Consider the following 25,224-nt stretch of genomic DNA (forward strand, 5'->3'; position numbering starts at 1 on the left):
GACTACCTCGTCCCGCCCGGCTGGACCTGCTGTTCTTCGATGAAACTGGCGCCGAGGATCTCGCGCACGACCGACTCTCCGTACCGCTGCGGCTCCTGGAACGCGGGCGTCGGACGCCCCGATGACACGGTCGCCGGCCGTTCGACGAGCGTCTCCGAGGGCTTGCGGGCCGATCCGCCGCTCTCAACCGGACGGGTCCCTCCGGCGCGGACGGACGTGTCTGCTCGCACGCCGCCATCGACGCTCGCAGGGGTGTCGGCCGGAGCAGGCGGCTCGACCGGTACGGGCGGTTCGAACGGCGGCTCGGTCTCGGGCGGAGGAACGTCGTCGTAGGGCACATCGTCGTCGGCCGGGCTCGCGCCTGCCCGAGGTGCCTCGTCGACGGCGACAGCGCCCGACCCGGGGATCGCCACGGTCGCCCAGCTCGTCGTCATCGCCGCGGATGCCTGAACGGCCGGCTTCTGGGCAGAGGCTTTCTGCTCTGGCCCGCTCTGGGCCGGCGACTTCTGCGCGGATGCACTCCGGGCGTCCGGGTTCCGCGCTGCGTTCTTCCCCGACGGGCTCTGAGCCGGCGGGGTCTGGCCCGACGCATTCTGCGCCAGCGGCCTCTCGGAGGATTTCGGTGTGGCCGACCCTCGACCTGAGGGCTTCGCGGTCGGAGCCGGTTCAGTCGGCGTGGAGGGTGATTCGGTGCCGGGACCAGGACGCGACTCGGCGCCCGGAGGCACAACCGGACCCACGGGGTCCGCAGGAGGCGGAGGCGGTGCCCCGTCGGCGCGGGCGATGAACTTCACGCGGATGCCGAGCAGGTCGACGATCGCCTGGCGGAGGTATTCGCTGACGCCCTGGCCGGCGCCTTGCTGCCGGAAACTGGCCACATCGTTGTCGCTCGGGAAGGAGAGCGACAGCACGTCGCCGTTGAGCGAACGGACCTGGGCTGTGAAGACGACCATCCACGCGCTTCGCTTTGCTCGCTGCACGGCGTCGAGGATCTGCGGCCACGCGTCTTTGACCTGCTGCGTGGTGACGGGGCCCACGGGAACCGGCGCTGCAGACGGGACCCGCGACGGAGCGGCTTCCGAAGCAGGCGCAGAAGACGAAGCGACCGAATCTGCCGAGGCAGGAGCAGCGACCGCCGTGGCCACCGTTGCATCGACACCGGCCGCCGGCCGGACCGGAACCGCAGACTCGGCCACCGCCGGCGCGCGGGCCGGCTCTGACGGCGGCGCGTACGCCACGCCCGTTGCACCCCCGACCGAGTCACTCACCCCGACCCGGCGTTCGAGGCGCTCCACGCGGGCGAGCGCGCCCCGCTCGGTGGCGTCGCTGGATGGGACGAGGATGCGCGCGATCATCAGCTCGAGGTGCAGGCGGGGCGAGGTCGCCCCGGTCATCTCGGTGAGCGCGGCGTTGACGATGTCGGCTGAGCGTGACAGCTCCGCCGCGCCGAACTTGGTCGCCTGGACGCCCATGTGGTCCAGCTCGTCTTGCGGCACACCCCGCAAGACGGCGGCGGCACCCTCAGCACTCGTCGCCGCGACGACGATGAGGTCGCGCAGTCGCTCGAGGAGGTCTTCGACGAATCGCCGGGGGTCCTGACCGGTCTGGATCACGCGATCGACCGCCGCGAACGCACCGGCGGCATCGCGCACGCCCAGCGCGTCGACCACCTCGTCGAGGAGTGCCGCGTGCGTGTAGCCGAGGAGGGCGACCGCACGCTCGTATTCCACCGAATTACCTTCGGACCCGGCCATGAGCTGGTCGAGCAGCGAGAGGGTGTCGCGTGGGGACCCGCCCCCTGCACGCACGACGAGCGGCAGCACGCCAGGCGCCACGGTCACTCCCTCGGCGTCGCAGAGTTTCTGAACGTAGTCGAGCATCTGCGCGGGCGGCACCAGCCGGAACGGGTAGTGGTGCGTGCGCGACCGGATCGTGCCGATGACCTTCTCGGGCTCGGTCGTCGCGAAGATGAACTTCACGTGCTCCGGCGGCTCTTCGACGATCTTGAGCAGCGCGTTGAACCCCTGGGGCGTCACCATGTGCGCCTCGTCGAGGATGAAGATCTTGTAGCGGTCGCGTGCCGGGGCGAAGATGGCCCGCTCACGGATGTCGCGGGCGTCATCGACACCGTTGTGGCTCGCAGCGTCGATCTCGACGACATCGAGCGAGCCGCCGCCGTCGCGACTGAGCTCGACACAGCTAGCGCAGACTCCGCACGGAGTGTCGGTGGGACCCTCTGCGCAGTTGAGGCAGCGCGCCAGAATACGGGCCGAGGTGGTCTTGCCACAGCCGCGCGGACCGCTGAAGAGATAGGCGTGATTGACGCGGTTGGTTCGCAGCGCAGTCATGAGCGGCTCGGTCACCTGCGACTGCCCGATCATCTCGGCGAAAGTGTCTGGCCGATACCGGCGATAGAGGGCTGTGACCACCCCCCTATGCTACTTGGCGCCGCTGACAGAAGAGTCTCATCCACAGGCTCGCACCGAGCTCGCACCGGGCTCCCAGCGGGTGCGTCCCACCCGCTCCCGTCCATCCGGATCAGATGCGACTCGCGCCTCTCAAAGTGCGCTCGACGGCTCGCCAGAAGGCGACCCGCGCGTCCTCCGTGGCCTGCGCCGTAGGTGCCGCCGGAAGGTACAGCGGACTGTACGGCGGGATGTAGAGCGCGTGCGTCGACCCGGTCGCACGCAGAAAGGTGTCGCCGAGCTGGTTCCCGCGCGCACTCTCGCCCGCGCTCATCCAGTCGCACGCGTTCGGCAGTATCTCGTCCTCTCCGGCGCAGGCGAGCACGATCGGACCTGTGATCTGGGCCAGCGCGAGAACGTCGGCAGGACGGACATCCTTCGTACCGGTGGTGCAGGGGACCCACGCGCCGCCGATGGTGATGGCGGGAACCGGGACCGGAGCGGTGCAGATCACCCCGGTCGTGCCCGACGGTGCGATCGCTCCGTAGACGGTGTCGGGGTACTGGACCGCCGCCCAGAGAGCGAGCGGCGCCGCACGCGACGCCCCGAAGACGAAGACGCGCTCATCGTCGACCCCCGGCTGCGCGCGCAGCCACGCAAGGGCCGCCAGGAGGGTCTCTGCGTGCAGGGTGCCCTGGGAGAGCACTCCCCCGGCCGAACCGAATGATGAGAGCGCGAGTGCGGGATAGCCGAGCCCCGCGATCTGCGCGGCCGCGAGAACCCCGGACTGCATCCCGTTGTCCGCTCCGTCGAGCACGAGCACAGCCGGCCGCAGACCGATCGAGGAGCCGGTGGGTGAGAAGAAGTCGCCCAGGAACCCGCTGTCGAAGACCGCGTGGGAGCCGACGATCGTTCCGAGGCCCATCCGGTGGACGGCGTAGCCGGCGACGGCCCGGCCGTCCACGGTCGCTCTCAGGTCGACCGTCACGGTTCCGTCGCTCCATCCTGAGTTCGCGGAGGACGACCCGGAGTTCACTCTGGCCAGCGACCAGAACAGCCCCATCGCATCCGGTCGGCTGAACGGCGCCAGCAGCGGCGTCGCTGTCGCCAGGTCGACGATCCCGTCGGCCGGAACCCCGTACGTGGCCCTCGACGTCCAGAGCCCGCTCGACTGCGCGCTCGCCGTGACGGTCACTGTGTGCCCGGGGGCCAGGCCTTCGACCCAGATGTCGAGTGGCCACCAGGACGCACTCGGATCCTTGCTGACCACGAAGTGGGCGCCGGCCTGCGCAGGTCCTCCCGTCGTGCACGCGACGAGGGATGCGAGAAGACCGAGCGCAGCGACCGCTCCGAGCAGGCGTCTCATCATGATCGGGTCGCCGCCTGCAGCATGAGGACGACTCCCGACCAGAACGCGACGCGGGCGGCTTCCGTCGCCTGGGCGGTCTGCGGAGCCAGGCCCGAGAGGCCGATCGGGAGGAGCGGCGGGACCGTGATCGCGTGACCGGCTCCGGGTGCGCGGATGAACTCGTCCCCCGGGTGAGCCCCGCGGATGCTCACGCCGGCGCCCAGCCAGGCGCACGACGTGGTCAGGACCTCATCGATCTCGCCGCACGCGAGCAGCACGGGCCCGGGGATGCGGTCCAGACGGATGAGTGACACATCGGCGATCGTACGACTCGGGTCCTCGCAGGGCACCCCCGCACCGTCGTGGGTTAAGATCGCGGCTCCGGACTCCGAGGTGCAGAGAAGCGCGGTCGCGCCGGATGCGCCGATGGCGCCGAAGATCCGTTGCGGTTCGTTCGCGGCGAGCCAGAGGGCGAGGGGTGCGGCGCGCCACGACCCGAAGGTGAAGATGCGCTGGGGATCGATGTTCTGCTGGTTCCGCAGCCACGACACACCCACGTCGAACGACTCGACGGACAGGGCTGCGGATCCGGGGATCTGGCCCTCCGGACCGAAGGCGGGCAGCACGAAGGTCGGAAAGCCCGCCAGCGCGAGTTGGCCGGCGATGAACGGCGCGGAGGCTCCCCCGTCGTCGCCGTCGACGAGGACGACCGCAGGCTTGAGCCCGGCGACCAGCGAGACAGGTCGGTAGAACGTGCCGATGCGCAGGTCGTACGCCGTACCTCCCATCGGCTTGCCCGGGGCGTTCTGGATGACGTCATCCGCGAACACCGGCACGACAGAGGCGAATCCGGCGAGCCCAGGGCGATGGATGGTCGCCGCCGCCACCGCGTGGCCGGCCTCGCTCGCCGTCAGTACGACATCCACATCGCCGCCGGCCCACACACGTTCGAGTTGCGCCTGGGTCTGCGACGGCCCCTGGAGCGACCAGAGCAGCCCGGACGCATCCGCATCGGGGTACGGCGCCAGTGAGGGCCTGGCCGACGTGAGGTCGACCGTACCGCTCGGCGGCACGGGATACACCGCACTCGACCGCCAGTGCTCGCCCGACCTGGCCACAGACGCCACCACCGTCACGTCGAGGCCGGGCTGGAGCCCCACGAGCGCGATTGTGACAGGATCGGTCGTGCTTGCGTTGAGCTCGCCGATCACGAAACGGGTTCCCGGCGTTCCCACGTAGTCGGTGCATCCGGAGAGCGCGACGGCGAGCACCGTCGAGAGCGCGGCCGCCGTGGCGAACGCGAAACGGGAACGAACCGCGCGGCGACTCACGATCGCGCCGTTCTCAGGATCGTCTGGGCGACCGCGTTCCAGAACGCGACGCGCGCCTCTTCCGTCGCCTGCGCCCCGGGGACGGGAGGGAGCTCGAGCGGAAGGCCCGGAGGGACCGTGATCGCGTGGGCCGCGTCGTCCGACCGGATGTCCGCGTCGCCCGCGTGGCGGCCCCGCTGCCGCATCGCCGAGTCCTGCCACGCGCACGCGTTCGGGAGAACCTCGTCGGACCGCGTGCAGGCGAGTACGACCGGGCCTGCCAGATCCGCGAGCGACACCACTCCCACATCGTCCACCGTGTCGCTGTTGCGCTCGCACGCGACCTGGCCCGACTCGTCGAAGATCGTCGAAACGCCCTCCGGCGACCGGCACAGAAGTGCGGTCGTGCCGCCGGCCCCGAACGCGCCGTAGATGCGCGATGCGAAGTGCGCGGCGGTCCACAACGCCAACTGTTCCGACTGCGACGACCCGTAGACGAAGATGTGGCGGGAGTCCACATCCGGCCGCCTTTCGAGCCAGCCGATGATGGCGCTGAGCTGGGTCGTCGTGAGCGTGGAGGTGATGTGCACCTGGTCCGCTGCGCGTTCGACCGGGATGACGAAGACTCCGCTCCCGAACAGTGCGAACAGCGGGGCGACATACGGCTGGGATGCACCCGTCGCGTCGTTGTCGAAGAGGATCACTGCGGGCGCGCGCGGCCGGTACGGTCCCTGCGGCCGGTAGAACACACCGGCCAGGGTGTCGTCCTCGGCGGTCGACGGGTTCGTCGGAGTGCCGCCGAGCTCGTCCGCGAGCACGTCGATCGGCGTCATGGTCGAGCCGAGGCCGGCGAGTTGGAGCACGGTCGACGCCACGACGCGGCCGTCATCCACGGCGGCGATGTGCACCCCGATCGTCGTCTCGGTCCACAGCCGCGCATCCGCCTCCGGTGTGAGCTCCGGTCCCTGCAATGACCAGATCAGGCCTGCTGAGTCGGGCGCGACGAACGGTGCGAGCTGCGGTCGCACCGCGTTCAGGTCGATGATGCCGGTACCCGGGACCGTGTAGGTCGCATCCGACGCCCACCGGCCGCCCGGAGCATCGACGTGAGCGGTGAGCTGGATGCGCGAACCCGGAGTGAGACCGACGAGCGAGAGCGGCGGCGGCCAGAGGACCGTGCTCAGGAACACGAGCGGGGCCGTGACGAAATGCGGACCGACCTGGGCACGCTGCGGACCGCTCGAACACCCTGCGAGCGCGAGGGCGCCGAGGATCAGCGCCACCGCCGTCGTCCGTGCATGCCACTTCATCAGAACACCACTGGTCTCAGTATGAGCGCAGGTCCGTCCGCCCGGAAGGCCGGGCACGTGGGGCTCAGAGCGCAGGGAGGGGGACGCGGCGCCTCACTGGACCGCGGCTTTCTCGAGGGCCCTGGCGACCGCATCCCAGAACGTCGTCCGGGCGCGTTCGGTCGCCTGTGCAGCGCGTGTCGGCGACAGTGCGAGGGGATACCCGGGCGGGACGGTGATGGCGTGGGCTGCAGTGTCGAAGCGGATGAGCACATCCTCGGGTCGCGCTCCCCGATCGTGCATGGCGACTTCCTGCCAGGCGCACGCGTTGGGGAGGATGACATCCGTTCTGGTGCACGCCAGCAGCACAGGACCGACCACGTTCGCCAGCGACGCGACCTGGCGGCGGTCGACCTGGTCGCTGGTGGTCGCACAGGGCGCGTGGTGCGAGCCGACCAGAACCGGGGAGAGGGCATCCCGGTGGCTGCAGAGGAGCGCGGTCGTCCCTCCGGCGCCGAACACCCCGTCGATGAGGGAGCTGAAGTGCGACGCTGTCCACAGGGCGAGCTGTTCGGACTGCGAAGACCCGTAGACGAAGATGTGCTGCGGGTCGACGTCGGGCCGGTTCGCCAGCCACCCGATGATCGCGCGGATCCTGTCCGCGGAGAAGGTGGACGCGGAATGGATCCCGTCGGCGTCGCTCTCAGCGGGGACGACGAACACCCCGTTGCCCAGGAGCGAGAAGTAGGGGGCGACGTAGGCTTCGGATGCGCCCGTCGCGGTGTCGTCGAACATGAGCACCGTCGGCGCGCGAGCGCGGAGTGGGAACTGGGGCCGGTAGAACCGGCCGACGGCGAAGTCCTCCTCGGTGCTTGTGCTCCGCGTTCCCGGGCCGTGGAGCTGGTAGCCGAAGACGGTGAACGGTGCCACCATTCGCCCCAGTCCTGTGAGCTCGACGACGGTCGAAGCGACGGGTTCGCCGTCGTCGACGGCGGAGATGCGGAGTCTGAGGATGGACTGGGTCCAGACTCGTGCGGAGAGGTCGGATGCGAGGTCCGGGCCGCGCAGGGACCAGACGAGCCCGGACGGATCCGGGGAGAGGAACGGGGCGAGCTGGGGCCCGGCCGCCGCGAAATCGATGATCCCGGTGGCGGGCGCGGTGTAGGTCGCGTGCGATTCCCACCGGCCGCCTGCCGCATCGATGGAGGCCGTCAGGCGGATCCGGCTTCCGGGGCTGAGTCCCACCAGTGAGACAGCGGGCTCGCGCATGATGACGCTGAACGGCAGCGTCACGAAGTGCGGCCCCGCCGGACCGCCTTGCGGGCCTTCTGAGCATCCGGCGAGAGCCAGCGCGCTGAGCGCGAGCGCTGCTGCTGCCGCTGCACCGCGGACACGCCACATCATCAGAGCATCACTGCTTCAGTATGGGCGCGGGAGACGGCGGCGGGAAGAGCTTGGGCGTCGCTCTGGCCGGCGGCCGTCCGGCGTCAGGCGATTGCTGCCTGCGTCTGGCGTGCGATCTCGAGTTCTTCGTCGGTCGGAATCACCAGCACTGTCACCGCTGAATCGTCCGCCGAGATCCTGCGCGCTTCCGGTGTTCGCACATCGTTTCGTTCGGGGTCGAGTCGGATCCCGAGCGCACCGAGTCCTTCGAGCGCCCCGGCCCGGACGACGGCGCTGTTCTCGCCGACGCCCGCCGTGAAGCTGATCACATCGAGACCGCCGAGGATGGCGAAGTAGGCGCCGATGTAGTGCTTCAGCCGATGGAGATAGGTGGCGAGCGCGAGCTCAGCGGATGCGTCGCCCTGGGCGGCCGCGCCGGTCACGTCGCGCATGTCACCGCGGCCTGAGAGCCCCAGGAGCCCGCTGTGCCGGTTGAGGAGTTCGTCGAGACCGTCGGTGTCGAGTCCGGCCCGGCGGCTCAGGTGCAACAGCACGGCGGGGTCGATGTCGCCTGACCGCGAGCCCATGACGAGTCCTTCGAGCGGGGTCATGCCCATCGAGGTGTCGACCGATCGCCCTCCGTCGACTGCGCACGCGGACGCCCCGTTCCCGAGGTGGAGCACGATCTGTTTGAGGTCGCCGAGGGGCCGGCCGAGGAACCGCGCGGCCTCTTCGGAGACGAACTTGTGGCTGGTCCCGTGGAATCCGTACCGCCGCACCCGGTACCGTTCAGCGAGGTCGGCGTCGATCGCATACGTGTAGGCGGAAGGCTGAAGGGTCTGGTGGAAGGCCGTGTCGAAGACGGCGACGTGCGGAACGTCAGGGAACGCCTTCTGCGCAGCCCGGATTCCTTCGAGATTCGCAGGATTGTGGAGTGGTGCAAGGTCGGCCAGGTCGTCGATGTTGAGTTCGACCAGCGGTGTCACGATGGTCGGCTCGAAGAATCGTTTGCCGCCGTGTACGACGCGGTGACCGACCGCGATGGGCGGGTCGTCGTCCAGGGCGGGCCCGCTCTGGGCGAATGCGTCGAGCATGGCCCGGAATCCGGCCGTATGGTCGGGTATTTCGAGGGCTCGCTCGCTCGTACCCGCAGGCCCGCGATGCGTGGTGTGCCCCGACGGCTCACCGATCCGCTCGACCAGTCCGCTCGCGATCGGGCGTTCGGAGTCCATGTCGATCAGCTGGTATTTGAATGACGAGGAACCGCTGTTGATGACCAGGATCGTGCTCATGCGAGCTCCGCCTGGATCGCTGTGATGGCCACGGTGTTCACAATGTCTTCCACGAGGGCTCCGCGTGAGAGGTCGTTGATCGGTTTGCGCAGGCCTTGCAGCACCGGTCCGATCGCGACGGCGCCCGCGCTGCGTTGGACCGCTTTGTAGGTGTTGTTGCCGGTGTTGAGGTCGGGGAAGATGAACACGGTCGCTCGTCCCGCGACGTCGGATTTCGGCAGTTTGGATGCCGCGACGGCCGCGTCTGCTGCGGCGTCGTACTGGATCGGGCCTTCGACGGGCAGGAGCGGGTTGCGTTTCCGCACGAGCGCTGTCGCCTCCCGGACCTTGTCGACATCGGCGCCGGAGCCCGATTCGCCGGTCGAGTACGACAGCATCGCGACTCGCGGTTCGATGCCGAACTGGTCTGCCGTCTCCGCGGACGAGATCGCGATGTCAGCGAGCTGCTCCGCGGTCGGGTCGGGGATGACGGCGCAGTCTCCATAGACCAGCACCCTGTCCGCGAGCGCCATCAGGAACACGCTCGAGACTACGGAGACACCGGGACGGGTCTTGATGATCTCGAACGCCGGGCGGATCGTGTGCGCGGTCGTGTGGGCTGCGCCGGAGACCATCCCGTCGGCCAGCCCGAGGTGCACCATCATCGTGCCGAAATAGGACGAGTCGCTGACCGTGTCGGCCGCCTGGTCGACCGTGATCCCTTTGTGCGACCGCAGGCGAGCGTATTCCTGTGCGAATCGGAGTCGGAGCACGTCGTCGAATGGGCTGACGACGTCGGCAGCGGACAGGTCCAGCCCGAGGGCGATCGCGCGCGACCGAACCTCGAACGGCTCGCCGAGGATCGTCAGGCGTGCGACACCACGCGCGAGGAGCGTCGCTGCCGCCCGGAGGATGCGATCGTCGTCGCCTTCGGGGAGGACGATGTGCTTGTTCGCCGCCCGCGCTCGCTCCAGCAGGTCGTATTCGAACATCAGCGGCGTAACGACGTTCGACCGGCTGACGTCGAGCCGCGCGAGCAGGTCGACGCCGTCGACGTTGCGTTCGAACAGGGCGAGCGCCGTGTCGTACTTGCGTTGCGAATCCGCCGCAAGACGCCCGCGCGTACCAGTGATCCGCACCGTGGTCTCGTAGGTGCCGAGGTCGGTGGAGATGACAGGGAGGGTCGATCGCAGGCCGTCGATGAGCCGGGTGATGGGCTCCGGCAGCTCGAATCCGCCGTTGAGCACGATGCCGGCCACCGACGGGAACGTGCCGGATGCATTCGCCATCAGCACGGCGAGGAGCGTTTCCGCCCGGTCGCCGGGGATGACGATGACGGCGCCTTCGATCAGGCGGGTGAGCACGTTGACCATCGACATGCCGGCGACGACGACGCCGAGTGCCTCCCGCGCCAGCAACTCTTCATCGCCCGAGACGAGCGTCCCATCGATCGCCTCGAGGATGGACCGCATGCTCGGGGCGACCAGGTAGGGATCTTCGGGGATCGCCCACACCATCGTGGAGGAGGGAACCGCGCGGCGCACTGCCGAGATGATCTCGTCGGTGCCGGTCGCATCCGCCCTGTTCACGATCACCGCGAGGAGCGACGCGTGTTCCGCCTTCAGTTCGGCCCGCGCGATCTCCGCGAGCTGGCGCAGGTCGTCGGCCGGGCGCGGATCGGCCTGTCCGAGGCGCTCGCTCTGGCCTTGACCGGCGCGCCCGCCGAGAACGAGGAGGACGGGAGTGCCCAGGTTGGCGGCGATGCGTGCGTTGTAGCCGAGCTCAGTGGGACTGCTTACGTCGGTGAAGTCGGATCCGAGCACGACGACGGCGTCGCAGTGTGCCTCGACCGCGCGGAATCGCTGAACGATTGTGGAGAGCGCAGCCTCCGGGTCGGCATGGACATCGTCGTAGGTGACGCCGATGCTCTCGTCGTAACCGGTGGATGCGGTCGCCCGCCTGAGTAGCAGTTCGAGGACGTAGTCACGCTCCGTCGTCGATCGCGCGATCGGGCGGAAGACGCCCACCCGCTCGACGGACCGCGAGAGCAGCTCCAGGACACCGACCGCGACGGTCGATTTCCCGGTGTTTCCTTCGGCGGAGGTGATGTAGATGGAGTGGGACACCGGTCAGTCGATCTTCTCGATCGCCGGGACGGTGTACGACTGGTCGAAGACCGCGGGACGCGGCGCGTACATCCGCAGGATCGGACGGAATTCTCCCGCCGGGGTCGGCAGCCAGTTGGCCGCAGCCTTCGCATCCACCGGCCGCGTTCTGCTCATCGTGATGGTCAGGCCGCCGTCGTCGTCGAGGATGACGCCGCGGGTGCGGTCGCCGATGGAGTATCGGTGCAGCTCGTTCTCGACGAGGTAGAAGTCGGGGAGAGAGTACATGGTGAGCGACCAGAACGCATCGACCGGCGGGGTCGGCGACAGGGTCAGTTCGTAGGTGTGGTCGCCGGTCAGGGCATCACCGGCGGAGTCCACATACGTCATGATGTAGGCCGCCTCGTAGCCGTGGTTGCCCCAGAGCCCCGCGATCGCCGCAGCGGCACGCACACGGATCCGTGTCGTCGCGTCGTCGAGACGCCATTCCGGCGAATCGATCGCGCCCACCTCGAAGAAGTCGAGGTTGTAGTCGAAGACGTGCAGGGTCAGCGACCAGCGGTTCACCTGCGGACTGCTGCCCGAATGAAGGCTCGCCTCCAGAGCGGCGCGACCAGCGACGTACCCGGCTTCGAGCGCTTCGAGGACGTCGGCCGGCGCATCCGCCAGGGAGTCGGATCCGGTAAGCCACAACGGCGCGAACAACGCCTGCAGGGCGCGATCGCGCTCGGCCGGCGGGAACGCCTCCGACCACACCCGGTACTTCTCGAAGAACTGCAGGGCCTCACTGGGCAGCTCGCGGACGGCCGGAACGCCCTGGGGCGGCGTCAGCGACTCGAGCAGGGGCGTGAGCTGCAGCGCATCCTGTAGTTCGCGGACGGCGGGGAGATCCTCCTCACCGTCGCACGCCCAGCGGCCGACGATCGAAGCGACCCGGGTCGGGAAGTGGATCACAGTCGCGTCGTCCGCTGTCGGCTCACCCTCCCAGCCCGGAGGCACGAGAAGGAAACGACCACCGTCGGAGCCCGTCGCCCGGGTGCCGACATAGGCGAAGTTGTCCGTCCACGCGTCGACGAACTGAAGCACGAAGTAGCGGCTGCCGACGGGCGGAACGGTCAGCAGGAGCGGGCCCATGCCCAGGTCGATCGAGGCCATGGTGTAGATCGTGTCGTTGTTGATCGACACGAAGGTGGCCTCGGGACCGGCCAGCTCCCTGGCGTGGCTGAACGTGTTGTACGGGCTGGGGGAAACTGCCCCGATTCCCGAGCTGACGGAGCGCCTGACCTGCTCGAGATCGAAGACCAGCGGGAAGCCGTAGAGGTAGGCCTGAGCGGCCAGGTTCGTCAGGTCGTCGTCAGCCATCGAGCCTCCAGTCGTCGGCGGGTCTCCCTCCAACCTACCGTCGGGAGCAGCGGCGCAGACAGTTGTCCACAGACGAAAAAGGACCCCTCACGCACCCGCCAGAGCCCGGTTACCCTTGCTACGTTTCCGTCCTGGGGGAGTTGGCCTGGATGGCGCCACGTGAGGAGCCGTCGACCAGTTTACCCAATCATCCGAGCGACGGATGACGCGTGGCGGCCCGGGGCGTAGTTTTCCCAGCATGAATCGCCTTGCAGTCTGGATCATCGGAGTCGTCGTCGCGACGTCCGCTCTGGGAACCGTGTACCTCGTGGCGCAGCAGCTCGAGCGGCAGGGTGCCGACCAGGTGGGCGCGCAGCTGTCCACCCAGGTCGCAAGCGATCTCAGCACTGGCTCGACGGCGACGATCGACGGACTCCCCCGTGTCGACCTCGCCGCGAGTCTTGCGCCGTTCGTGGTCGTGTACGACTCGAAGGGGCATCCGGTCGCCGGGAACGGCTACCTCGGCGGCCGGCTCGCCGAACCGCCGGCCGGAGTGATCGAGGCGGCCGCATCGGAAGGATCGAACCACGTCACCTGGGAACCCCGGCCGGGCCTGCGGTTCGCGACCGTCGAGGTGCGCAGCGGCGACCAGGTCGTGCTGGGCGCGCAGTCGCTGATTCCGACCGAGCAGCGCACCGAGCGTCTGGGGATGCTCGTGGCCCTCGCCTGGATCGCCACGATGATCGCGATCGGGCTGATAGCGGCTGCCTTCTGGTGGGTGGACCGGGCGCAGACGGCACGAGGCACCCGTCTGAGCAGGTAGGATGCTTCGTGGCCGTTCTTCGAAAACGGGGAATGCGCCAGCCAGGAGAATTCGCCTAGTGGCCTATGGCGCACGCTTGGAAAGCGTGTTGGGTGCAAGCCCTCGGGGGTTCGAATCCCCCATTCTCCGCCCATTTTTGCTCAAGCGGCCCACAAGCATGTGTGCCGCGCGCTTCGGGGTGCTGAAGTACGGGGCGACCGAGTATTACAGTCGTTCCCATGCCGGATCCGCAACATTTCGACCGACATGCGGACCTGTACGACCGGGCACGACCTCCTTATCCGGAAGCGTTGTGGTCGCGTCTGGCGCAGCTCGGGGTCCTCGAAGCGGGCGAGCGGGCCCTGGACCTCGGGTCCGGCACCGGCCAGGCGGTCGGACCGCTACTCCGGGCGGGGATGCGGGTGACCGCGATCGAACCGGGACCCGCGCTCGCGGCACGGCTGAGCGAACGCTACCCGAGTGTCCAGGTCGTCAGGTCGACGGTCGAGGATGCCGAACTGCCCCGTTCATCCTTTACGCTCGCCACAGCTGCGACATCCGTCCACTGGTTCGACCTGGACGTCGTCCTTCCCAAGGTCCATGCGTCACTCCGGCCGGGTGGGACGCTCGCAGTCTGGCGGAACGCGTACGGCGACCCGGAAGCTCCCGTCACGCCGTTCCGGAAGCGGGTCGCCGAGATCGTCGGCCGCCGCCCGGGCGTCGTGCGCCGGGCTCCCGACGAGACGGAGACCGCGAGGTGGGCCCAGCTCCTGACGAGGAGCGCCCTTTTCGATGTCTCGTACATCGAGGAATTCCGCTGGAGCATCGAACTCGACGCAACTGCGCTCCGTGAACTGTTCACGACGTTCAGCGATTGGACGCCGTCTGAAGCATCCGAGATCGGACAGGCCGCCAACGACCTGGGCGGCTTCGTCGAAGAGCATTACGTCACGCCATTGATCGTGCTCGCGCCGGGACGCTCGTCGCGACGGCCCTGACCGGAGCGGTTCCGCACACGCGCCGAAGCCCTCTGAACTGGGGGTGCCGTGTCCCCCAAAATGCCGCTACCGGGCGTCGAGCGGATAGGTCAGGCTCAGAGAGCAGAGGGGAATCAATGGGACAGGAGACCGTCGTGACGGCCAAGAGCGTGGTGCTGCGCCCGCATGCCCACCTGTTCGCAAGTGGGATCATCGCGATCCTCGCGCTCACGACGCCGGTCTTCGCCGTTTTGTACTGGCTGACGATTCCTGGCGGGGTCTGGCCGCTCATCCTGGCCATCCACATCGTCGTCGTGCTTCTGACCGTGCTTGCGGTGCTCGCCTACTTCGGTACCACGATCCAGTTGCTCCCCGACGGCGTGCGCGAGCGTGGGTTCTTCGGGCGGGTGACCACCATCCGCCCGGGTATGGTCAGGTCGGTCTTGCTTCTCGACCTCTACGAGGGCAGCACGCTGGACACGCTCCCCCAGCTGTTCGTCACCGGCATCGACGGGCGGCCGCTCCTTCGCCTGCGTGGACAGTTCTGGTCCCGCGAAGACATGGAGCGCGTCGCCGAAGAACTCGATGTGCCGGTGACAACCCGGCCCGAGTCGGTGACTCTGACCGAGCTGCGCCGGGAGTCACCCGAGCTGCTCTACTGGTTCGAGCGCTTCCCTCGGGTGGGGCGCGGGTAGCGCTGCGACCGCAGGCACGGGTCGTGGAATCATTGCAGGGTGAAGACCGCCTCCGGCACACCGCTCAGCAAGGGTCTGCTGACACCCGAGCCACCGGAGAACCCCGTCAGCATCGAACGGTACTGGCCCGGCCCGGACGCCGCAGCCGTCGTGCGACACTACTGGCTGCCGCGCTGGAACCTTCCCGCCGGCGAGCGGCTCCGGCAGGACGTGCTCGAATACCCGACGACGAACATCGTGATCGAGGACGGTGTCGCCAGGCTCCACCGTGCCCACCGAGGACGGAGCGCTCGCACGCTGGTCGGTTCGGGATGGGCGTTCGGGGCGATGCTGCAGCCCGGGACCGCGCGGATGCTGCTGGCAAGGAGCATCCGATCGGCGCCCTCCGCCAGTGACCTGGCTGCGCTCGGCGTCGCCGGTTCCGAGGAACTCGCAGCGGCGGCTGGGATGCACATGGCCGCGGGTGACGATCGCGCCGCGATCGATGTCTTCGAGGCCTGGCTGCTGGAGCGCGTGCCCCGACCGGACGGGGACGCCGCTCTGGTCGATCGGATCGTGAGCGCCGTCGAGGGCGACCGCGACCTGCTCAGGGTCGAACAGCTCGCCGACCGTTTCGGCATCGGAATCAGGCGGCTGCAGCGCTTGGTCGGCAGCCACATCGGCTTCTCGCCGAAATGGCTGATCCAGCGCTACCGCCTCCAGGAGGCGGCCGCCGCCCTCCGCGGTGAGAGTCCACCCGCCCTGGCCGACCTCGCAGCCACTCTCGGCTACGCCGACCAGGCCCATTTCAGCCGGGAGTTCAAGACGGTGGTCGGATCGACGCCCGGTGCCTATGCGGCAGCGGCTCGCACGGACGACCCGGGAGAGGGCATCCGGTGACGGCGAACGTGGCGGCGGATGCGCTCGCCGCACTGTACCTGCAGCGCTGGGGTCTCATCCGCGACGGCGTGACCTTCACGACGCCCAGCAGCGTTCTCGTCCCTGTCGTCTGGCGGGACCGCAGGGCATTTCTCAAGGTCGCGACGGAGCGCGAAGAGGAGCTGGGCTCGCGCCTCATGGTCTGGTGGGACGGCCACGGATCCGCGCCGGTGTTCGAGCACGACGGACCCGCCATCGTCCTCGAGCGCGCTGAGGGGACGGGCTCGCTCGCCGCCATGGCGGAAGCGGGCGCGGAGCGGGACGACGCGGCGACCCGCGTGCTGTGCGAGGTCGCGTCGACGCTGCACGCCGTCGACGGAGACCCGCCGGACGGCCTCGTCGGACTCGACCGCTGGTTCCGCGAGCTCTTCGAGCACGCCGATACCAGAGGCGGATTCTTCGAGCGGACCGCATCCGTCGCCCGCGCGCTCATCGACGATCAGCGCGAACCGGTGGTGCTGCACGGCGATATCCACCACGGGAACGTGCTCGACTTCGGCGACGACGGATGGCGTGCGATCGACCCGAAGCACGTCACCGGCGACCGGGCGTTCGATTTCGCCAACATCCTCTGCAATCCGAGCGCAGAGGTGGCCCTGACGCCGGGACGCCTCGAGCGGCAGCTCGGCATCATCTGCGACGAGACCGGCATCGAACGGGACAGGATGGCCGCGTGGGCCGTCGCCTGGTGCGGGCTGTCGGCGGCCTGGGGTGAGCGCTCCGACGGCGACGCGGGCCACGCGCTGCTCGTCGGCATGGCCGCCGAGCACCTCCTCGCCTGAGCGGCACTCCCGCCGCGTCGGGCACTCCCGCCGCGTCGGGCGAGCACCATCTCAGCCGGCGAGCCGGTCCTCCAGACCCCACGCCTGGCCATAACCGCCTTCCGCTTCCGGTCGCGCCATCAGGTCGAGGAACGGCTTGGCGTCGAACGCTTCGGGACCGAGCACGCCGACACCCGACCACACGCCTGTCGCAAGCAGCTCGAGAGCGATCACCGGGTTGAGTGCGGTCTGCCAGACCACGCACTGGCTCTCGTACTCGCGCATCGTCCACTCGTTGTCGCTTACGTGGTACAGGTACACCTCGCGCGGGGAGCCGTCGACGGCGGTGCCGGTCGCCCACACACCAGCGCAGGTCTTGCCGGTCATGCGGGGACCGATGGTCGCCGGGTCGGGAAGGGCCGCGGCGACCACATCGCGGGGTGCGACATGGACGGGCCCGCTCTCGCTGCGCACCCGGATGGGCGTCGTCGAGTCGAGTCCGAGCTGGTGCAGGGTGCGCAGGATGTTGATGAACTCCTCCCCGAGCCCGTACTTGAACGTCACGCGCTTGGCGTCGATCCACCGCGGCATCAGCAGCACTTCTTCGTGCTCGACGTTGACGCACTCGACCGGCCCGATGCCCTCGGGGAAGGTGAACACCTCCGGTTCGCTGAACGGCGGAGTCGTGAACCAGCCCGCATCCTTCTCGAAGACGACCGGGGGGTTCAGGCACTCCTCGATCGTGGTCCAGATGCTGAACGACGGGGCGAAGATCTCGTTGCCGTCGGCGTCGCGCACGACGAGGTTCGCGCCGTCCCGCGTGCCCAGTTCGTCCAGCTCGCTGAACAGATGGTCGGCCGCGTAGCGGGCGAACACGTCGCTGAGTCCCGGCTCGACACCCATGCCCACCAGCGCCAGGCGCCCTGCCGTCTCCCAGTCGCCGCGCTGCGCGAACTGGTCGTCGCCGAGTTTCACACCGGTCTTGGTGTAAGGGTCGGTCGGGTGGGGCTCGGACAGGCTCATCGCCATGTCGAGGTAGTCGGCTCCCGCGGCGAGCGCGCCGGCGAAGATCGTCGGCACGAACTTCGGCTCGACCGCGTTCATCACGTGAGTCGCGGCGTGCTCCCGGGCGACCTTCTCGACGCTGTCCGGGTCGGATGCGTCGATCGCCGCGGACACGAAGCGGCCGGCGACCTCCGCCCCGTGCTTCTGCGCGATCCACGCGACCGTCTTCTCCGCCCGCGCGAGGTCGTAGTCGCTGACGATGATCTGATCGTAGAACGTGCGCCGCGCGGCGATCTTGGCGATGGCGTCACCGACGCCGCCGGCGCCGACCAGGAGGATTCTCATGACGGCAACCCTACTCGCGCGCACAGACGGCGATCGCGCCGAGCGTCGCCGCCCGCACCGAGAATCGCCCGTCCACCGGGGCACCTCGGAGCGGGCGGCGATTCTCGCGGATCAGCCGAGCGAAAGGGCGGTCCAGGAGACGGGCGGGAGGGTGACGGTGAGAGTCGCCTCGCCGACTTCGACGGACTCGTTCGGGTGCAGGCCGACCCGCTCCTGGTCGTCGAGGGTGTTCCTGGCCTGGATGTCAGCATCCGACAGCGTCTGCGCATCCAGCACCGAGACTCCCTCGAGTGCGGTCAGGTCGATCGTGACCGTCGCCTCCTCGGTCTGGCTGCGATTCACGAGGAAGACCGCCGTCGTGCCGGACGTCTCGTCGTGGGTCGCGACGGCGTCGATGAGGTTCACCTCGCCGTAGGCCTCAGTGACGTACGTCTCGCTGGCCAGCTTCACCTCGAGGGTCGTGCCCGTTGCCAGCCGCGAGGTGAGGGCGAACGGGAAGAACGTGGTCTGACGCCAGGCCGGACCGCCCGGCTCTGTCATGATCGGCGCGATCACGTTGACGAGCTGGGCGAGGGATGCGCTGGTCACCCGGTCGGCATGCTTCAGGAGCGAGATGAGCAGGCTTCCGAAGACCACCGCATCCGCGACCGAGTATGAGTCCTCGAGGAGACGGGGTGCGACGGGCCAGTTGTCGATCCCCTCGATCTTGTCGACGTCGTGGTACCGGTCCAGGTACCAGATGTTCCACTCGTCGAACGAGATGTTGATCGTCTTGTCGCTGCGGGTGACCGCTTTGACATGGTCGGCCGTCGCGACCACCGACTCGATGAAGCGGTCCATGTCGACGGCAGAGGCGAGGAAGCTGCCCAGGTCGCCGTTCTTCTCCTCGTAGTAGGCGTGGCAGGAGATGTAGTCCACATCCTCGTAGGTGTGGGTCAGCACGACGCGCTCCCACTCGCCGAAGGTCGGCATCTGTGCGCCCGACGAGCCGCACACCACCAGTTCCAGGGACGGGTCGAGCTGGCGCATCGCCTTCGCGGTCTGCGAAGCGAGCTTCCCGTAGTCGTCGGCCGAACGGTGACCGAGTTGCCACGGGCCGTCCATCTCGTTGCCGAGGCACCACATCCGGATTCCGAACGCGTCCGTGCGGCCGTTCGCGATGCGACGGTCGCTGAGCGCGGTCCCGGATGGGATGTTCGTGTACTCGAGGAGGTCGAGCGCGTCGAGCGTCCCCCGGGTCCCGAGATTCACCGCGAGCATGAGCTCACTGCCGACCTTCTCCAGCCAGGACGAGAACTCGTGCAGGCCGACCTCGTTCGTCTCGGTCGAATGCCAGGCGAGGTCGAGACGGCGCGGGCGCTCGTCGCGGGGCCCGACGCTGTCCTCCCACCGGAAGCCGGACACGAAGTTGCCGCCCGGATAGCGGATCGCAGAGACCCCGAGCTCCTTCACGAGCTCGATGACGTCGCCCCGGAAGCCCTCCGCGTCGGCGGTCGGGTGCCCCGGCTCGTAGATCCCGTCGTACACGCACCGGCCGAGGTGTTCGACGAACGACCCGAAGAGTCGCGGGTTGACGGGGCCGACGGTGAAATAGGGGTCGATCGTGAGGCGTGCGTTGTGCATGTTCTTCTTTCGAGTTTCGTGTGCGTGTTCGTGCGTGTTCGTGACGGAAGCGGGGTTGCCCGCGGCTACTTGAGGCTGCCGAGCGAAAGGCCGCCCTGCCAGTACTTCTGGAGTGTGAGGAAGGCGATGATGAGCGGGATGATCGAGACCAGCGCGCCGACGATGATGAGGCTCCACAGGGAGTGGCCGCCGCCGTTGTTGGATGAGGCGAGCTGCGACCAGAGGCCGAGCCCGACCGTGATCGGGTACAGCTTCGAGGTCGACAGCATCGCCAGCGGCAGGAAGTAGTTGTTCCAGGTGCCGACGACAGAGAGCAGGAGCACGGTGATCAGGGCCGGCCGCATCAGCGGGAGCGCGACCGTGAAGAAGGTGCGGTACTCACCGGCTCCGTCGACACGGGCCGCGTCGAGCAGTTCATCGGGAACGGCATCCGCCGTGTAGACCCGCATCAGGTACACGCCGAACGGGCTCAGCAGCGACGGCAGGATGACCGCCCAGATCGTGTCCGTGAGGCCGAGGCCGGACAGCAGGACGAACGTCGGGATGACCAGCGCCGTGAGCGGGACCATCACCGACCCGAGAAGAAGGGCGAAGGTGAAATTGCGTCCTCGGAACCGGTACTTGGCGAAGCCGTACCCCGCGAGGACTGCGATCACCGTCGCGCCGACGCCTCCGCAGACCGCGTACAGCACGGAGTTGCCGAGCCACTGCAGGTATTCGCCGCCGTTGTAGGTGAACAGGTCCTCGAGGTTCGCGAGGAGATTGAAATCCTTCGCGAACCAGAGGGCGCCGGAACCCGAGAACAGCCCCTGCGCATCCTTGGTGCTGGCGACGAACAGCCACCAGATCGGAACGAGGAAGTAGATCACGAGCACGACGAGGAAGAGGTGGGCGACGATGTTCCGCCGAGGGCGGCGGCCGTCCTTCGCGGAGCCGCGCGTCTCGCGGGTCGCAGGCACGGCATCCAGTGTCGAGGTGGTCATTTGAGCAGGCTCCCTCGCTTGCGGGTGGCGAACATGAAGATGTAGACCGCGATGAACACGACGATCCCGAGAGCGAACGAGATGGCGGACGCGTAGTTGAACTGCGCGTACGAGAACGCGAGGTTGTACGCGTAGATGTTGGGCGTGAAGTCGGGGGTGATCGTGCCGTTCGCGACCGGGGCGAGCACCTGCGGTTCCGTGAAGAACTGCAGTGTCCCGATCAGCGCGAAGACGAGGATGAGCACCAGCGCACTCGAGACGAGCGGCACCTTGATACGGAGTGCGACCTGCCACGAGTTCGCGCCGTCGATCTTCGCCGCCTCGTAGATCGAGGGGTCGATGCCCTGGAGCGCGGCGAAGATGATGATCATGTAATAGCCGGCCCATTGCCAGGTCACGATGTTGAGCAGGCCGTAGAACACGTTGCCCTGGCTGAGCAGGAACGGGGCCTGGGCGTTGAAGAGCGAGAATATCTGCTGCAGCGGCCCGAACGTGGGGCTGTAGAGGAAGCCCCACATGAGCGCGCCGATCACCGCCGGGATCGCATACGGGAGGAAGATCATCAGCCGCGAGAACTTCGCGAGCTTCGTGGTCAGGGCGTCGAGGAGGAGCGCCGCGACAAGCGACACCAGCATCTGCACGGGGATGAGCACGATGGAGAAGCGGACCACGAACCAGACACCGTTGAGGAACGACGGGTCGGTGAACGCCTTCACGTAGTTGTCGATGCCCGAGAACGTCGTCCCGGTTGCGAGTCCCTTCGTGAACAGGCTCAGGTAGAACGCGTAGGCGAGAGGAGCGACCAGGAAGAGTATGAACACGACGGCGAACGGGGCGATGAAGACCCAGCCCGTCCTGCCGCGCCGGTTGAGCATCCGCTCGCTGCCGGAGGCGCTCCTGCGGCGCCTGATTCCGCCGGAGACGGTGCCGGGTGGTGGTGCCGAGGTCAATGTCGACGCATGGTCTGCCATGGTACTTCCCTGCTGTTCACATCGAAGGTCTGTGGTGTGCCCGGCCGGGGCGGGCGGATGCGCACCCCGGCCGGACGAAACGGCTACTTGACGGTGAAGCCCTGGCTCTTGGCGTACTTCACCATGATGTTCTGCAGGTCGCTTGCGGCCTGTTCACCGGTGGTCTTGCCCGAGTTGATCTTCACCAGCTGCGCCTGCAGCTGTGCGTAGTAGTAGACGGAGAACGGGCTGTAGTTGAAGCCCTTGTACGCGTTCTCGGCGGGGACGTAGACATCCTTGTTGGCGGTCTGCCCGTTGAAGAACTCCACCTGGTTGTTCACGAACGCGTCCGAGGTCAGCACGCCCTGGTTGAGCGGGAAGATGGTCTGGGTCTTCCAGCCGTCGGTGAGCGATGCGTCGTCGGCGTAGAGGCCCTTGGCGACCTCGGCCGCGAGCTTCTTGTTCGTCGCCTGCGTTGTCACGGCGAACGTCGAGCCACCCCAGTTGACCGACACGGCGTCGCCCTTGTTCCACTGCGGAAGCGGAGCGACGAGGAACTTGCCCTTCTCCGAACCCTTTCCGACGCCGGCGCCCGTGAGGTACCCGGGAGCCCAGGCGGCAGAGACGTACGTCGCGTACTTGCCGCCGACCATCCCGGCGATGTAGTCCGTCGTGAACTGGTCCTGCGTGCCGACCAGCCCCTTCTTCACGAGGTCCGCCCAGTACGAGAGCACATCCTTCGTCGCCTGGTCGTCGAGGTTGATCGCGATGTTCTTCGGGTCGGAGAGGTCGTACGTGAACGGCACGGCGCCCTTCTGGGCCATGAGCGCGGTGATCGCTGCCGGCACGTTGCTGCCGAGGTCGCCGAACAGCGGGCCTCCCGCATCCTTCACCTTCTGCGCGGCCTGCTCGTACTCGGCCCAGGTGGTGGGAGGCGTGATGCCGTACTTGTCGAAGATGTCCTTGCGGTAGATCATCGCCATCGGGCCGCCGTCGACGGGGATCGCGTAGACCGACGAGCCCTGGGAGACGTCCTTCCAGGCGCCATCGGAGAAGTTCTTCTTCACGTCGTTCGCGCCGAACGGGGCGAGGTCGACGAGCGCCTTCTGGATCTCGAACCCGGTCAGCTGGTCCGCCTCGAGCATGATCACGTCGGGAGCGCCCTTGCCCGCGGAGATCGCGGTCTGGAACTTTGCGTACTCGGGCGCGCCCTGGCCGGCGACCGTCCAGCAGACCTGGACGTCCTTGTGGGTCTTGTTGAAGTTGTCGACGACGGTCGCCATGTTGGGGTACCAGGCCCAGACCGAGACCTGGGGCGCGTCGTTCATCATCTTGTTGGTGCAATTGGTGAGCTTGGGGTTGCTGGCGGCCTCGCCGGTGCCTCCGCTCGAGCTGCACGCGGCAAGCGTTGCGGCGAGCGCGACCGCGGACAGCGCCGCGATCAAAGCTTTCTTCCTCACTGTGTTCCCTTCGGTGGTGCTTCTCGTTGGACTTCTTCGTCTGACGCAAGTGAAGGGGAGCCGGATGCCGTTCCCGAATCCTCTTTGATTCACTCGATCGCTCGAACGTGTGTCCCTGGACACTGTTGCGTGCGTTTACAACGTTGTAGGTAAACGTTGTAAAGCTATCTTCACGATCACGGGGCGCCCTGTCAAGCCGATACTCCCAAGTCGTCGGCGAGTACGCGTTTGCGGGCGCGGATCGTGGTGGTCGAGAGCGCGCATCCCGTCAGTCGGCACAACACGCCGTTGCGAGCGGGCAGGATGCGGCCGCACGCAGCAAGCGAGTGCCCGCTCGCCGCGGCGTCTGCCACTTGACACGACACGCCGCACAGCGCGCGCTGCATAGGGCCAGAAGTGTCCCGTGAGCGCGCACACTGCAGCGTCGGCCCCGAAGGAACCGCACGCCGACGGGCTCGCGCTCACACGGTGGCCGTCGACTCGCGCTCGACGATGCGGAACGCGGCCTCGAACTCGCGCGGCGGGATGGTCCGCTCGGGATCGTTGATCCGCTCGAGCAGTACGCGCACCGCGGTCTCTGCGATCTCCTCACGACCAGGATCGACTGTCGACAGCGACGGGAGCGAATACCGCGTCTCGTCGATGTCGTCGAAACCGATCACGGCGACGTCCTCCGGCACCCGGATGTTCCGCTCCTGCAGCACTCGCACCGCACCGAGAGCGATCGAGTCGTTGAACGCGACCACCGCGTCGAAATCGAGCCCGGATGTCAGAGCCGCGCGCATCGCATCCGCACCGTCCGCTCGATGCCAGTTGCCCACGTTCACCACGAGCTCCTCGCGGTACGGCATTCCGGCGGCGGCGAGCGCCTCCTTGTAACCGGTCAGGCGGAGTCCCGCCGAACCGATCACCTCGTTCTCATGCGCGCCGAACGCCAGGATGCGCTTGCGCCCGAGCGAGATCATGTGCTCGGTCGCAGCCCGCGCGCCCGCGACGTTCTGCATCGTGACATGGTCGGCGGGTCCGTTGAAGATGCGCTCGCCGAGCAGGACGAGCGGTGTGGGGATGTCGAGGAGGTCGGCGTCCTCCTGCCCCAGGGCGAGGACGCTGAACAGGATGCCGTCAACCATCCGCATGCGCGGACCGTGCAGCACTTCGAGCTCACGCTCGCGATTGCCGCCGCTCTGCTGGATCATCACGACCAGGTCGTGCTTCGCTGCGGCCCGCATGACTGCGTCGGCCAACTCGGCGAAATACGCGTTCCGCAGGTCGGGGATGATCAGGCTGATGGCTCCGGTGCGACCGGAACGCAGCCCGCGGGCCGACAGGTTGGGCTGGTAGCCGAGCGCGGTGATGGCCTCGAGGACGCGCGAGCGGGTCTCCTCACGGATGTGCGGGTAGTCGTTCATGACGTTCGAAACCGTCTTGATCGAGACGCCGGCAGCCCTCGCCACGTCGTGCATGGTGACCGCCACGGCCCGCCTCCTTCATCGCGGACGGGCGCCGCATCCCGGCTCCACGCGTCCCCCGCACACGAACTCTACAACGTTGGAGACGCTTTACTTGCAAGCATGAAGGGATGCGGTCGCCGGCTCTCGGCGGCCAGTTTGTAAGCGAGCGGCGCCCACACGAGCACCGCCACTCCGGCGCCGAGGAGCAGTCCGCCGATCGTGTCGCTCAGCCAATGGGCGCCCAGGTAGGTGCGGCTGAAAGCCATGGCAAGCGCGTACGCGCTGCCGATCACCCACACCCAGACGCGGGGAAAGATGATGGCGAGCGCGACGGCCATCGTCGCGGCATTCGCTGTATGCCCCGACGGGAATGAGCCCGGATCGGACTGCACGAGCATGTCCTCAGGCCGCGCCCGGTCGACCGTGACCTTCAGCAGCTGGACCGCGCCGGCGCTCAGCGCTGCGGCGATCGCATAGTAGAGCGCCGCCCACGGCCGTCGGAACAGGAGGAGCACCACGACGATCCCCACCGGGACGATGACCACCCCGATCAGGCCGCCGCCGAGGGTGTTCATGACGAGCGCGGCGACGGTCCAGAAGGGCGAGCGGTGCTCGACGACCTCGCCCATCCACCTGACGTCGATGACGAACGGCTCGTTCGGGCGCAGAGCGATGATCCCGGCCATGATGAGCACCAGGGCGAGCGCCACGGAGGCCGAGACGACCGGCCAGAAGCGTGCGATGGTGTGCGCCTGGTGCAGATTGCCCGCCTCGGCACGCTCGTCGGTCATCCGCTCACGCT

At 68.0% G+C, this 25,224-nt stretch carries 20 protein-coding genes, 1 tRNA gene and 1 other RNA gene; 6 read left to right on the forward strand and 16 right to left on the reverse strand.

Going from position 1 to position 25,224, the window contains the following annotated elements:
- Positions 1 to 2: 2 nt before the first annotated feature.
- The 9 genes from ACV7NN_RS06350 to ffs all read right to left on the reverse strand — a co-directional run bounded on the left by ACV7NN_RS06350 (position 3) and on the right by ffs (position 12,645).
- Entirely contained in the window at positions 3 to 2,429 is a 2,427-nt protein-coding gene (locus ACV7NN_RS06350) for a DNA polymerase III subunit gamma and tau (RefSeq protein WP_463348731.1), read from the reverse strand.
- Positions 2,430 to 2,538: 109 nt separating this feature from the next.
- A complete protein-coding gene (locus ACV7NN_RS06355; protein WP_463348732.1) occupies positions 2,539 to 3,774 on the reverse strand; it encodes an acyl-CoA thioesterase/BAAT N-terminal domain-containing protein in 1,236 nt (411 codons plus the stop codon).
- The gene (locus tag ACV7NN_RS06360; RefSeq protein ID WP_463348733.1) at positions 3,771 to 5,084 is read right to left on the reverse strand and encodes an acyl-CoA thioesterase/bile acid-CoA:amino acid N-acyltransferase family protein; all 1,314 of its coding nucleotides are present in this window, start codon (positions 5,082 to 5,084) and stop codon (positions 3,771 to 3,773) included. The genes ACV7NN_RS06355 and ACV7NN_RS06360 overlap by 4 nt, the downstream gene beginning before the upstream one ends.
- Positions 5,081 to 6,373 carry an acyl-CoA thioesterase/BAAT N-terminal domain-containing protein gene (locus ACV7NN_RS06365; protein ID WP_463348734.1) on the reverse strand — a complete coding sequence of 431 codons (1,293 nt, stop codon included), beginning with the start codon at positions 6,371 to 6,373 and terminating at the stop codon, positions 5,081 to 5,083. The genes ACV7NN_RS06360 and ACV7NN_RS06365 overlap by 4 nt, the downstream gene beginning before the upstream one ends.
- Before the next feature lie 93 nt (positions 6,374 to 6,466).
- Positions 6,467 to 7,756 carry an acyl-CoA thioesterase/BAAT N-terminal domain-containing protein gene (locus ACV7NN_RS06370; RefSeq protein WP_463348735.1) on the reverse strand — a complete coding sequence of 430 codons (1,290 nt, stop codon included), beginning with the start codon at positions 7,754 to 7,756 and terminating at the stop codon, positions 6,467 to 6,469.
- A gap of 83 nt (positions 7,757 to 7,839) precedes the next feature.
- On the reverse strand, positions 7,840 to 9,027 hold the full coding sequence (locus tag ACV7NN_RS06375) for an acetate/propionate family kinase (RefSeq protein ID WP_463348736.1): 1,188 nt from the start codon (positions 9,025 to 9,027) through the stop codon (positions 7,840 to 7,842).
- The gene (gene pta, locus ACV7NN_RS06380) at positions 9,024 to 11,132 is read right to left on the reverse strand and encodes a phosphate acetyltransferase (protein ID WP_463348737.1); all 2,109 of its coding nucleotides are present in this window, start codon (positions 11,130 to 11,132) and stop codon (positions 9,024 to 9,026) included. Before pta ends, ACV7NN_RS06375 begins: the two co-directional genes overlap by 4 nt.
- A 3-nt stretch (positions 11,133 to 11,135) precedes the next feature.
- Positions 11,136 to 12,473 (reverse strand): DUF1254 domain-containing protein, encoded by a 1,338-nt coding sequence (locus ACV7NN_RS06385; protein WP_463348738.1) that lies wholly within the window; start codon positions 12,471 to 12,473, stop codon positions 11,136 to 11,138.
- A gap of 75 nt (positions 12,474 to 12,548) precedes the next feature.
- Positions 12,549 to 12,645, reverse strand: an RNA gene (ffs, locus tag ACV7NN_RS06390) — signal recognition particle sRNA small type.
- A gap of 66 nt (positions 12,646 to 12,711) precedes the next feature.
- Here ffs and ACV7NN_RS06395 point away from each other — a divergent pair.
- The 6 genes from ACV7NN_RS06395 (at position 12,712) to ACV7NN_RS06420 (ending at position 16,626) form a co-directional block, all read left to right on the forward strand.
- Positions 12,712 to 13,275, forward strand: coding sequence for a hypothetical protein (locus ACV7NN_RS06395; protein WP_463348739.1), 564 nt, complete (start codon positions 12,712 to 12,714; stop codon positions 13,273 to 13,275).
- A 44-nt stretch (positions 13,276 to 13,319) separates the two neighbouring features.
- Positions 13,320 to 13,404: transfer RNA gene (locus ACV7NN_RS06400), tRNA-Ser, on the forward strand.
- A gap of 89 nt (positions 13,405 to 13,493) precedes the next feature.
- On the forward strand, positions 13,494 to 14,252 hold the full coding sequence (locus ACV7NN_RS06405) for a class I SAM-dependent methyltransferase (RefSeq protein WP_463348740.1): 759 nt from the start codon (positions 13,494 to 13,496) through the stop codon (positions 14,250 to 14,252).
- A gap of 116 nt (positions 14,253 to 14,368) precedes the next feature.
- Entirely contained in the window at positions 14,369 to 14,926 is a 558-nt protein-coding gene (locus ACV7NN_RS06410) for a hypothetical protein (RefSeq protein ID WP_463348741.1), read from the forward strand.
- Positions 14,927 to 14,965: 39 nt separating this feature from the next.
- The gene (locus ACV7NN_RS06415; protein ID WP_463348742.1) at positions 14,966 to 15,805 is read left to right on the forward strand and encodes an AraC family transcriptional regulator; all 840 of its coding nucleotides are present in this window, start codon (positions 14,966 to 14,968) and stop codon (positions 15,803 to 15,805) included.
- On the forward strand, positions 15,802 to 16,626 hold the full coding sequence (locus tag ACV7NN_RS06420; protein WP_463348743.1) for an aminoglycoside phosphotransferase family protein: 825 nt from the start codon (positions 15,802 to 15,804) through the stop codon (positions 16,624 to 16,626). The genes ACV7NN_RS06415 and ACV7NN_RS06420 overlap by 4 nt, the downstream gene beginning before the upstream one ends.
- Positions 16,627 to 16,677: 51 nt before the next feature.
- On the opposite strand, the gene ACV7NN_RS06425 is transcribed toward ACV7NN_RS06420, so the two are convergent.
- The 7 genes from ACV7NN_RS06425 to ACV7NN_RS06455 all read right to left on the reverse strand — a co-directional run bounded on the left by ACV7NN_RS06425 (position 16,678) and on the right by ACV7NN_RS06455 (position 25,213).
- Positions 16,678 to 17,955, reverse strand: coding sequence for a saccharopine dehydrogenase family protein (locus tag ACV7NN_RS06425; RefSeq protein WP_463348744.1), 1,278 nt, complete (start codon positions 17,953 to 17,955; stop codon positions 16,678 to 16,680).
- A 111-nt stretch (positions 17,956 to 18,066) separates the two neighbouring features.
- A complete protein-coding gene (gene arfA / locus ACV7NN_RS06430) occupies positions 18,067 to 19,578 on the reverse strand; it encodes an arabinosylfuranosidase ArfA (protein ID WP_463348745.1) in 1,512 nt (503 codons plus the stop codon).
- 65 nt (positions 19,579 to 19,643) lie between these two features.
- Positions 19,644 to 20,561, reverse strand: a complete 918-nt coding sequence (locus ACV7NN_RS06435) for a carbohydrate ABC transporter permease (protein WP_463348746.1) — start codon at positions 20,559 to 20,561, stop codon at positions 19,644 to 19,646.
- Positions 20,558 to 21,532 carry a carbohydrate ABC transporter permease gene (locus tag ACV7NN_RS06440; RefSeq protein ID WP_463348747.1) on the reverse strand — a complete coding sequence of 325 codons (975 nt, stop codon included), beginning with the start codon at positions 21,530 to 21,532 and terminating at the stop codon, positions 20,558 to 20,560. Before ACV7NN_RS06440 ends, ACV7NN_RS06435 begins: the two co-directional genes overlap by 4 nt.
- Positions 21,533 to 21,615: 83 nt before the next feature.
- Positions 21,616 to 22,971, reverse strand: a complete 1,356-nt coding sequence (locus ACV7NN_RS06445) for an ABC transporter substrate-binding protein (RefSeq protein ID WP_463348748.1) — start codon at positions 22,969 to 22,971, stop codon at positions 21,616 to 21,618.
- Positions 22,972 to 23,432: 461 nt separating this feature from the next.
- Positions 23,433 to 24,446: a LacI family DNA-binding transcriptional regulator gene (locus tag ACV7NN_RS06450; RefSeq protein ID WP_463348749.1), complete on the reverse strand. Its 1,014-nt coding sequence runs from the start codon at positions 24,444 to 24,446 to the stop codon at positions 23,433 to 23,435.
- 65 nt (positions 24,447 to 24,511) lie between these two features.
- Positions 24,512 to 25,213 carry a phosphatase PAP2 family protein gene (locus ACV7NN_RS06455; protein ID WP_463348750.1) on the reverse strand — a complete coding sequence of 234 codons (702 nt, stop codon included), beginning with the start codon at positions 25,211 to 25,213 and terminating at the stop codon, positions 24,512 to 24,514.
- Positions 25,214 to 25,224: the final 11 nt, after the last annotated feature.

This window comes from Leifsonia sp. Ger2509 (genome assembly GCF_055231915.1).